We start from the raw sequence: 10,669 nt of genomic DNA, 5'->3' as shown, positions 1-10,669 counted from the left end.
TGCCGACGGCGATGCCCGTCGCGCCGTTGACCAGCAGGTTGGGGAACGCGGCCGGCAGCACGTCCGGCTGGGTCAGCTGGTTGTCGTAGTTGGGAACGAAATCGACGACGTCCTCGTCGAGGTGGTCGGTGAGGGTCAGGGCCGCGGCCGCCGACGTGGTCACGGGGTTCCCCGTCGTGGCACCGCCCGTGACGAGGGGGCGGGCGGAGGAGAGATCGGTGGATGCCGCTCCCGCGGCGCCGGGACCGCTCTGCAGCGACGGCGTCCAGCCGAGGGCGCTCGCGCCGATGGTGCCGGCCGAGGAGGTGAACACGGACGACTGCCCCGACAGCGACCACGCGGTGCGCGAGCCGTCGGCGCGCGCGTCGGTGACCGTGACGGTGCCGAGCGAGCCCGTGGCGACCCACGACTGGCCGACAGCGCGCTCGGTCGGGCCCTGGAGTTGCACCGAGCTCGGCGAGGCGGTGATCTTCAGGCCCTCGGGGGCCGTGGATGCCGCGGGCACCGACACGGTGACGCCGGTCTCGGCGGTGTCGATCACGACGGGGGCGGCGGCCGTGCGGACGTTGATGGCGGTCGCGGTCGACGTCAGGTGGGCCGTGTCGCCGAGGTACTGCGCGCCGAACGTGTATTCGGTGTCGGCGGTCAGACCGGTCGCGCTCCACGTCGCGACACCGTTCGTGACCTGCGCCTCACCGATGGCGGTGCCGTTCTGGGTGAAGGCGACCGTGCCGGTGGCCGCAGCGGGAGCGACGGTGGCCGAGAGGGTCGTCGCGGTGGCCGAGGTGCCCGAGGCGGCGAGCGTGGTGCTCGTGGCGGTCTGCGGGTCGGGCGTGGCGGCGGGGCGCGGGACCTGCTTCCACGAGTCGGTCGCGCGGTCGACCTCCATGAACGCGACGAAGTACTTCGCGTCGCCGATCGGGTTCGAGGTGTCGCCGATCTCGGGGTCGCACGTGATCACGAGCCGGTTGATCCCGGTGGGGAAGGTGCGCTCGTCGAGGTGCTCGAACGTCGCGGCATACGGGCTCGTCAGCGTGATCGGCTTCCCCTGAAGGCCCCAGGCGGGAGCCGCCTGGTTCTCGCGTATGACGGCCAGGGCGGTCTCGATCCCGTCCGGGGTCACCATGTAGGTCCGCGACGAGGCGCGGTAGCCCTCCGGGCAGCCGGTGTCGACCTTCAGCGACGCGACACCGAGCTTCAGCACCGACTCTCCGGCGTCGGGGTCGATTCCGGACGCGCTCGACGGGGCGATCGTGAAGGTGTAGGCGCCGCCGTTGATCTCGTTGGAGGGGTTCAGGGTCGCGGCGGCGGCGGGACTCGCGGCGACGAGAGCGGACAGGGCCACGGCGGCGGTGAGCGTGGCGGCCAGGAGGCTGCGGGAGCGTTTCATGCGGGTTCTTTCGGGTAGAGGAGGGCGGGTGCGGAAACGGAACGAGTCGAGACGTGGGCCGGTGGCACCCGCCGGGAGGGCGGGTGCCACCGGTGTGGGAGCGGCCCGGAGCCGCCCCACGGGATCAGTTGGTGCGGAAGGAGGTGGTGTCACCCGGGTTGTAGGTGGTGCTGCCGATGGTCACGCCGCCGGCGAGGTTGCCGAAGCCGAAGTCCTTGATGACGAGCTTCGACGGGTCGCTCGGGCGCGTGGCCGTGTAGGCCGCGGCCGTGGCGCCCTGGAAGGTGTTGCGCAGGTTGGTGTTGGTCGCCAGTTCGGCGTACTCCACGACGGTGAAGACCGGACGCACGACCGGGAACGCGGTGTTCAGCGCACCCGAGGCGAGCGGAGCGACGCCGTTGATCTGGCCGAGCACGGCACCGTCACGACGGTCGGCGACCGTGACGGTGTACGACGTCAGCAGCGTCGCGCTGTTGCCCTGGGCGATGTGCTGCGCGATCGAGAAGGGCACGATGGCGTTGGTGACGGCCGCCGTGACCGCCCCGTCGTGCTCCTGCACCTGGTGCGAGCCCGAGCCGTCGGTGTAGGAGTCCGACACGATCGAGCCGAGCGAACCGCCCATCGTGCTGGTCCAGAACGACAGCGTGCCCGAGCCCGACTGCGGCTTGAACGGCACGATCTGGGCGCCCGAGGCCTGGTTGCCGACGGTGAAGGTGGTGTTGGCGGCGTCCTCGAGCGTCGTGGTGGCGCCACGCGTGTAGATGTTGCGCAGCGTCAGGTCGAGGATGCCGTCGCCGTCGGTGTCCTGGCCGGTGCTCGTGCCGAGCGGGATGTTGCTCGGTGCGGCACCGGCGGCGTTCTTGGCGTAGGTGACGCCGTCGAGCGCGATCGGAACGTACGCGTACGTTCCGCCGGAGACCCAGGTCGCGGCGCTCGAGGAGCGCGCGAACTGCACGTCGGTGCTGACGAGGTTCTTGCCGCGGAAGACCGTGGTGGCGTCCTTGGCCGACTTCAGCGCCGACACGCCCTGGCTCGAGCCGTTGGGGCGGTCGAAGGTGGTGCCACCGCTCTTGGTGGTGATGGCGTCGTTGACCGCACCCGTAGTGGGGTTGGTGGCGTTGTACGAGCCGAGCAGCTTGGTGCCGCCGGCGTTCGTGATGACCTGGCTCAGACCGTTGTACAGGTCTTGCGTGGTGTCGGAACCGACGCCCGCGAGCGAGCGGAAGGTCGGCGAGCCGACGGGCTCGGCGTTGGCGGCACCGGCCGCACCGAACGCACCGAGCGCGACGGCCGCGGCAGCGGCAGCGGCGACGACGGCGCGACGACGAGTGTTCGTTTGCATTGCAACTTCTCCTTGGGTTAGCGTTTCCCCTTATGGCGCCCTGCGTGGGGCCTGGCCCCTCACCTGTGACTTTCCGGTTCTGGTGGGGGGCCGCTCTCGTTCGCGGGGACGAACGAAATGTCTGTGGGTGTTCGGTTCTCAGCCGCCGAGCGTCCTCCTACGTAGGAGGAACGGCGCGGCGATGAGCCCCGCCATCCCGGCGATCAGCGCGCCCCCGAGGACGGGCTGCGCCCCGCTCGAGGGTGCGGCGGCGGCCGCGGCGGCGGGGGCCGCTCCCGCCGTCGAGGTAGCCGTGGCGGGCAGGGTCGCCGGTACCGCCGCGGCGGGCGCGGCGACGGCAGACGGCGCGGCCGGTCGCGACGGGGGCACCGCGCCCCCACTCGACGGGGGAACGGTCTCGGCCGGAACCTCGTTCGTGATCCTCTCTCGCGCCGCGGCGTTCTGCGCCCGTTGGCTGTCGGTGAGCGGGGCGAACCCCTCCGGCAGGTCGCCCGGGGCGAAGCCGGGGCGGTTCCCGGTGGTCTCGACGTACGCCAGGAACTCGGTGAGGCGCGCGCGCTGCGCGGTATCCAGCGCGGGGCCGGCGACGTTGACCGCCGCGTAGAGCGGAACCGTGAGCGGGTAGGCGTCCGCGCCGACGGTGCGCGGGTCGATCTGCGGCAGCGTCTCGGGGTCGCTGCCCGTGAGGGTTCGGGCGGCGTTGCCGATCGACGTCGCGGTCGGGGCGACCCAGGTGCGCGCCGAGGCGACGTCGTCTTTACTCGTGCGCGCGGCGAGAGGAAGGGGAAGGGCGGCGCTGTCGAGCGCGAACCGCGCAGCGGAGGCGGCATCGGTCGGCCCCATGGTGAACCGGTTTCCCCCGATGTGGGGGAGCACGGGCACCCAGCCTCCCGTGGGCGACGCGGCCCCGTTGTCCTTAGCGGGATCCCACTGGTTCGTGAACTTCGTGTCGGTGCGGGCGATGCGCGCGGCGTTCGCCGTCAAGCTCTCGGAGTACGGCATCATGCCCACCGAGTCGACCTGGAGCCCGCGGTATCTGGTCTTGAGTTCCTCTTCCTCCGCCGGCGTGGTGGCCTCGGGGAACCGCGTCTGGTCGGCGCGCGGGACGGTGTCGATCGGATCCCGCGACAGGTCGTACGCGAGCCCGCCCCCCTTCGCGTCGGGGTGCCCCGCCGGCAGGAAGTACGGATTGATGCGCGTGCCCCAGGGATCGGGCTCCCCGCGCAGGAAGGCGGCGGCATCGGCGTCGGCCTGGATGTAGCGCCACAGCGCCTGCGTCGCATCCTCGCCCTGCGGGCCGGTGACCACGAAGTGTCCAGGGTGATCCAGGGGCGCGGGATTGCCGAGCGCGAACCACTCCGGATCCGCCACGTCGCGCCCGCCCGCGAGCAACAGAGGGTTCGCCGGGAGCGGGAGAACCCGCGGTCGCCCGTCGAGCCACGGAACATCGTAGTTGTACGACTGCGTCAGGGCCTTGGCGAGCAGACGCGGGGTGATCTTGATATCGCGCGACACCACGATCCGCGGGGGGCGGTCCCCGATCTGTTCCACCTTTGACATGACGAAGGACACGGTCAATGCCGCATTGGCGACCGGCGCGTACCGTACCCGCGCGTCGTCGACCAGCGCCCTATTCGCTTCGCCGACCGTGTCGGCGGTGACCGGATTCGCGGTGACCGCCGCCGTCGCGCGCCCGGTCAGCAACTGGTCGCGGGTGACGCCGCCCGAACTGGTGGTGAGGCTGTAGGCGGTGCCGACACTGGCGCACAGTCCGCGCTGCCACGAGCCCATGGCTTCGGCGAGCAGTTCGCTGCCGACCAGCCGCGACTCGGGCGCCCCGGCCGCGCAGCCCGAGGTCGGCGGGGCGAAGTCCAGCGGCACGACGAGGCGGTTGTCGAAGAACCCGCAGTCGGGGTCGACCGGCGAACCGAGCTGTGCCAGCGTCTGTTGGCCGTGCGGTCGGCCGCCCCGGACGGGAGGGAAGCACGTGAGCGCCGTCGGGTCGTCGTGGGCCCGCTCGCCCGAGTGGACGCCGCGCGGCACGATGACGAGCCAGCAGCGCGTCCGCTGCGGGGTGCCGCAGCCGAGATAGGGCTGGGTTCCGGCGGTCTGCACCGTGAAGGACGTCCGCGCCCCGTCGGCGCCCACGTAGGCGATCGGCTCTTCGTTCGAGTTCGCCGCCGAGTAGAAGCGTGCGGTACCGGTGATGGTGCGTTGAGACCCTTTAAAATTGATCTGCTCGGGCTTCGACTTCACACCCGCAACGGTGCGGAAGGGGAGTGCGTCGACGAGTTCCTCGCCCCCGCGGGTAGCCGCACCGCTTCCTAGCACCTTCGCGATCTGTTCGCCGGCCGCGTCGTTCCCCGTCTCTGCCGACCACGCGCCGAACTGGCACGTCTCCGCGAAGTCTGCGGCCAGCGGGTCATCGCCCCAGCACTGCATGAGCTGGAGGAAGTTGCTTGGCATAGTCTCGGTGCTGTTCCAGAACGACGTCGGCGCCATCCCCGTCGCCGTGACCACGATCGCCTCGTCGCGCAGGCCGGCGGTCTTCGACACCGCGACCTTCAGGTTCTTGAAGTCGTCCCAGTGCCCGCCGCCGGCGTCGGCGCCCGAGGCGTCGGTGAGCGTCTTCTTGTGATCGACCTGGTATTTCTGCACCGCCGGGTCGTTGCCTCCCGCCCACGCGACGGTCACCGCCGAGCCGGTCTCGGCGGCCGTCGCGGGCGATGAGGCCGGCGGGGTCGCGGCGACGCCGAGGCCGAGGCACACGGTCACCACGAAGGTCGCCGCGGTGGCGATGCGGGCGCGCCGACGGGGGCGGGGCGAGAGGGAGCGGGTCATGTCGTCTTCCGATCGAGGGGGAAACGGCGCCGGGTGCGCCGGGCGCGTGCGGCCCACAGCGGCGGAGCGACGGCGGCGACCACGAGCCCGGCGGCCGCGGCGCCGAGCGCGAGGGCGGGGAGGACTCCCGACGCCGCTACCGGCAAGGTCTGCGGTGTCGCGTTCGCGAGCGTGACGTCGGCGCTCAGGCGCGTGCCGCCGGCGAGTGCCGCAGCGGTGCCGGCTGCGGCGGCACCGGAGCTTCCTGCCGCGGCGGCCGCGGCGAGGGCAGCGTCACCGCCGGTCGCGTCCGCGGCAGCGGGGTCGGGGGAGGTCGAGCCCGTCGCGACGTCGCGCGCCCCGCCCGTGCCGCGACTGCACTGCACGGTGCCGACGCGGTCGCACTCCTCGGGGAAGGGAGCCGTCTTCGCCAGCGCGTTGCCGTTCGGGTCGGAGGGGTCGAGCGTGGGGTTGTTGCACGAGGCCACCGAGAACCGCGAGTCGGCCGGGTCTCGGCCGGGGACGCGGTCGAGCTGGCCCTGTGCCGCGGTCACGAGGTTCACGGGCAGCGGGGAGTAGCCCAGCGTCTCGGCCTGCTGCTGGCCCTCGCACAGGAAGTAGGCCCCGAACGCGCCCAGGGTCAGGCCCTTGTCCTCGGTGAAGTTCGACTCTTCGGCGGTGGGCAGGATGATGTAGCTGTAGCTCGACAGCGGGTATGTGCGCGCGTCTCCCGACGTGTACACCCGCGACAGATCCTGTGTCAGGTACTCGGTCGACCCGGCATCCTGATTGATCTGGGCCGACAGCAGCGCGACGGCGACGTTCTGCGCGGTCGGCTCGGTGTAGTATCCGGCACTGTTGAGCAGTTTCACCACGGGGAAGCGGGCGTTGAGCGCGTACGAGTACTCCACGAACGTGATCGCGCCGACCGCGTGCCCCTGGGCGACGTAGCCCGCCACGCCGTTGGCGCCGGAGCGTGCCACGAACCCGCTGCCGGGCACCGTGGGGTAGTTGCTCGTGACGCCGCAGTGCCCGTTCACGAACGGGCGCCCGACCTTGCCGCAGTAGGCGTCCCACACCGCGGGCTGCTCCTGGCGCATCCACATGCTGAACTGCGCCGCCGTGCCCGAGCCGTCCGAGCGGACCACCGGCACGATCGGTGTCGCCGGGAGCGCGAGCTGCGGGTTGTCGGCCTGCACGGCGGGGTCGTTCCACACCGTGATGGCGCCGGTGAAGATCTTGGCGATGTTCTCGCCCGACAGGCGCAGGTTGGTGACCTGCTTGCCGCCGATCTGCAGGTTGTACATGAACGCGGTGCCACCGGCGACGATCGGCATGTAGGCGAACCCGCGCGCGGGGCGGACGTCGGCTTCGTTGCTGTTCGAGATGGCGTAGGGAATCTCGCTGACGCCGAAGTCGGCGGAGCCGTTGGCGAAGTCGTTGCGGCCCTGCGTCGACCCCGACTCGGTGTAGGTGATCTTCCACTGGTAGTTCGCCCACACGTTGCGGATCCACTGCTGGAGCGCGTTCGCCGACCAGGTCGAACCCGATCCGACGATCGAGGCGTGCACGGTGCCGACGGCCTGCGCCGGCGTGAGCGTGCCGAACACGCCGAGGCCCATCAGGATGACGCCCAGGGTCGCGGCCACGAGCGAGAGGCGGAAGCGGTTCATGAAGGGGCTCCGTCGGATCGTGCGGCGGGGGCTGCCGTGGCATCCACGGTCGGGTCGGCGGAGCGGCGCGCGAAGCGAGCCGCGTCGCGGGCCGAGGCGGCGCGGGCCTGGGCGAGACCGCGCGGGGAGAGCTGGCCCGCTCCCTTGCCGCCCAGGATGCGGGCGAGCAGGAAGAGCGCGAACACCAGCACCATGAGCACGGCGGCCGCGCCGAAGCCTCGCGCGATCTGCGATGCCTCGGGGCTCTTGACGAGCGTGAACGTCGCGAACGGCAGCGACACCATCGGACCCGAGAAGGGGTTGAGGTTGATGAACGTCGTGTAGCCGGCGGTGAGCAGCACCGGGCTGGTCTCGCCGATGCCGCGCGCGGTCCCGAGGATGATCGCCGTCATGAGTCCCGACTTGCTCGTCGGCAGCACGACGTGCCAGATGGTGCGCCACTGCGAGGCGCCGGTCGCCAGCGATGCCTCTTTCAGCGTCTGCGGAACCAGGCGCAGCACGACGTCGGCGGAGCGCACGATGATCGGCAGGATCATGATCGTGATGGCCAGACTCGCGGCGAACCCCGACTTGTCCAAGCCGAAGGTCAGGATGTAGGTCGCGTAGATGAACAGGCCGCAGATGATCGAGGGGAGCGCCGTCATCGCCTCGCACACGGTCCGCACGACCCGGCTGAACGGCGAGGGGAACTCGGCCAGGAAGACCGCGGTCAGAAGACCCAGCGGGATCGCGATCGCGAGCGCGAACGCGATCATGATGAGCGTCCCGAGCGCGGCGTGGAGCATGCCGCCGGTGGTGAGCGGGTCGAGCGGCCCGGCGAGCGACAGGTCCTGCGTCCAGAAGTTCAGCTGGAGGAAGGCATCCGACCCGCGGACCAGCGTGAACACCACCACGACCGCCAGCGCGAGGAGCAGCACGAGGGCGGCCGAGTGGATGACCACGGCCCAGACGCGGTCGGTGATCGTCACCCGGTCGTCGTCGAAGCTGATCAGCACGACGAAGAAGAGCAGGAACAGCCCGTACGCGATGAGGACGAAGGGCAGTCCGCCCTCGATCGGCAGCACCTGGGTGAACAGCCAGGCGGTCGCTCCCACCGCCGCGACGGCGGCGCCGACGATCCGCAGGATGTCCTCCCGGCGGACGCGCGTGAGGGTGCGCTGCTGCTCGGGGTGGGCATCGTGGCCCCCGGAGCGCGCGGGGAGCGACGTGCGCCGCGTGGGCGTCGCCGGGGCGTCCGGTCGCGCGGTGTCATGGATGGTCGTCATGGGGAACCTCAGCTCGCCGCGCCCGAGCGCGAACGCTGGATGATGATGCCCGCCAGGAAGTTGACGGCCATCGTGATCAGGAAGAGCACGAGCCCCGCGGCCATGAGGCCCGAGAGCTCGAATTCCGACGCCTCTCCGTAGCGCAGAGCCACGAGCGACGAGATGGAGTTCGTGCCCGTCGAGAGCACGTGCCAGTTGATGACGAAGATCGGGCTGATCACGATGTAGACCGCGATCGTCTCGCCGAGGGCGCGGCCGAGGCCCAGCATCGTCCCGCCGACGATCCCGCCGAACCCGAAGGGGTAGACGACGTTGCGGATCATGCCCCACTTGCTGGAGCCGAGCGCCAGCGCGCCCTCGCGCTCGCCCACGGGAGCCTGGCTGAACACCTCGCGCATGATCGACGCGGCGATCGGGGCCACCATCATCGCCACGACGAGACCCGCGAGGAAGGCCGACGCGGTGAACACCGTGGGGGTGGCCAGCGGGTCGCCGGGGTCGAACTGCGGCACCGCGAAGATCGGGATCCACCCCAGGTACGTCGAGATCCACTGGGCGACCGGGATGACGTTGCCCTCGAGCCAGAAGAACCCCCACAGGCCGTAGACGACCGACGGGATCGCCGCCATCAGGTCGACGGTCCCGATGAGCATGCGCCGGAGACCGTCCGGCGCGTACTCGGAGATGTAGGTCGCCGTGCCGATCGCGAGGGGCAGGGCGACCGAGATCGCGATGAGGGCGATGGCCACGGTTCCGAACAGAACGGCGGCGATGCCGAACCTGCCGGAGTTGGGCTCCCAGTCCTGCTCGGTGAAGAACGACGGGCCCGCCACCGCGATCGCCTGGGCTCCGCGGACGGCGAGGAACATCCCCACGAGCGTCATGATCGCGAGTACCAGGACGCCGCCACCGTGCGCGCCGACGCGGAAGACGTTGTCGGAAAGGCCGCGGGGGTGCGACAGCTTGCGCGGAGCGTCCGCCTCGGCGACGGCGTCGGTGGACGCGGGGGTCGTGTCGGCTTCGTCGGACGTCACGATGCGGGTGGATGCCATGGCTTCGGGTCTCTCGGGGAGGGCGTGCTCGCCGAAGGGCGGCGACGGAGCGATCATGCGCGAGGGCGGGGTCGCCCGGCGAGGGCGTTCCCCGCCGATGGTCGGCGAACGTGCGGGGCGAGGGGAGCGAACAGCAGGTGAACGTTGCCCGGGTGATCTCGTCCCTTCGTCCCGCCGGGGAGTATGGTCCGCCTCGAGGGGCGGCGGGCCTGGGGGACGCGCGGATTTCAGGCTTCGGGCCCGGTTATCCGCGGACTCCCACCCCACCGGGCGGACTGGGGAGAACTTCGTCCGAACGGATGACGGATCGGTTGAATTCGTCTCGTCCCGCCGTGGGAGCATGTCCGTGCTCGGAAGGAACCCGCATGTCCACCCGATCCGTTCTCCGTCCGCACGGCGTCGCCGTGCCGCTCGTTCCGATCGACGCACCGCCGCCCGTGCGATCCGATGACCGTCTCGCCGGGGTGCTTGCGAGCCGTCGTGCCCCGATCGTCTTCGGTGGCATCGTCTTCGGCGCCGTGGCGATCCAGGTGCTGTCGAATCCCGTGGCGCTCGCAGCCGAGGGCCCGGACGCCTGGAACCTGCCGCTCCCGTTCGCCGCGGTGGTCGCCGTCATCCTGATCGGGTGTGCGGTCCAGGCGTCGAGCCTGGCGGTGAGCGCGAGGTGGCCCGCGGTCGGCGTCGGTGGGTGCCTCACCGCGTACCTCGCGCTCGCCTTCCTCCTCGGCATCCCCCTCTGGCTCACGGGAATGCAGCTGCCGGTCGCGATGGCGCTGTTCCTGTTCGCCGCGCGTCGGTCCCTCGGACGCACCGCCCTCGCCGTCCTCGGCGTGAGCGCCGCGCACCTGCTGTCGTTCGCGATCTGGGCGGCGTCCACCGGGGCCGACGTGCACCGTGTCTTGGCATTTCTCGCGGCGCAGAGTGTGGCGTTCATCGGCATCGTCGTGGGGGGCGCAGCGCTGGGGGTGTGGTGGGGGAGTCGCTCCCGCCGCCTCGCCGTGTCGCGCGCCGAGGCCGAGGCGGCGACGCGCGAACACGAGACCCGGGTGCGGCGGGCGCAGGAGGCGGAACGCGCGCGCATCGCCCAAGAGCTGCACGACGTCGCCGGGCAGCACCTGGCGGGGTTG

General features: G+C 71.3%; 7 protein-coding genes. 1 reads left to right on the top strand and 6 read right to left on the bottom strand.

Going from position 1 to position 10,669, the window contains the following annotated elements; genetic code table 11:
• From LQV45_RS10820 to pstC, 6 genes are all read right to left on the bottom strand, one after another.
• Window positions 1-1,390 (bottom strand): Ig-like domain-containing protein (locus LQV45_RS10820; protein ID WP_230007023.1); only part of this gene is annotated, 1,390 nt, incomplete at its 3' end.
• A gap of 124 nt (window positions 1,391-1,514) precedes the next feature.
• Window positions 1,515-2,732, bottom strand: a complete 1,218-nt coding sequence (locus LQV45_RS10815; RefSeq protein ID WP_230007022.1) for a hypothetical protein — start codon at window positions 2,730-2,732, stop codon at window positions 1,515-1,517.
• Window positions 2,733-2,870: 138 nt separating this feature from the next.
• Window positions 2,871-5,573: a hypothetical protein gene (locus tag LQV45_RS10810; protein WP_230007021.1), complete on the bottom strand. Its 2,703-nt coding sequence runs from the start codon at window positions 5,571-5,573 to the stop codon at window positions 2,871-2,873.
• Window positions 5,570-7,225 carry a phosphate ABC transporter substrate-binding protein PstS gene (locus tag LQV45_RS10805; RefSeq protein ID WP_230007020.1) on the bottom strand — a complete coding sequence of 552 codons (1,656 nt, stop codon included), beginning with the start codon at window positions 7,223-7,225 and terminating at the stop codon, window positions 5,570-5,572. Before LQV45_RS10805 ends, LQV45_RS10810 begins: the two co-directional genes overlap by 4 nt.
• Entirely contained in the window at window positions 7,222-8,490 is a 1,269-nt protein-coding gene (pstA, locus tag LQV45_RS10800; RefSeq protein WP_230007019.1) for a phosphate ABC transporter permease PstA, read from the bottom strand. Before pstA ends, LQV45_RS10805 begins: the two co-directional genes overlap by 4 nt.
• 8 nt (window positions 8,491-8,498) lie before the next feature.
• A complete protein-coding gene (pstC, locus tag LQV45_RS10795) occupies window positions 8,499-9,599 on the bottom strand; it encodes a phosphate ABC transporter permease subunit PstC (protein ID WP_230007018.1) in 1,101 nt (366 codons plus the stop codon).
• 308 nt (window positions 9,600-9,907) lie between these two features.
• On the opposite strand from pstC, the gene LQV45_RS10790 reads away from it, so the two are divergent.
• Window positions 9,908-10,669: histidine kinase (locus LQV45_RS10790; RefSeq protein ID WP_230007017.1), on the top strand; the 762-nt coding region annotated here is incomplete at its 3' end.

The organism is Microbacterium sp. Bi128, assembly GCF_918698205.1.
The sequence above is the reverse complement of the archived record's forward strand: the minus strand, read 5'-3'. Positions and strand labels throughout refer to the sequence as shown.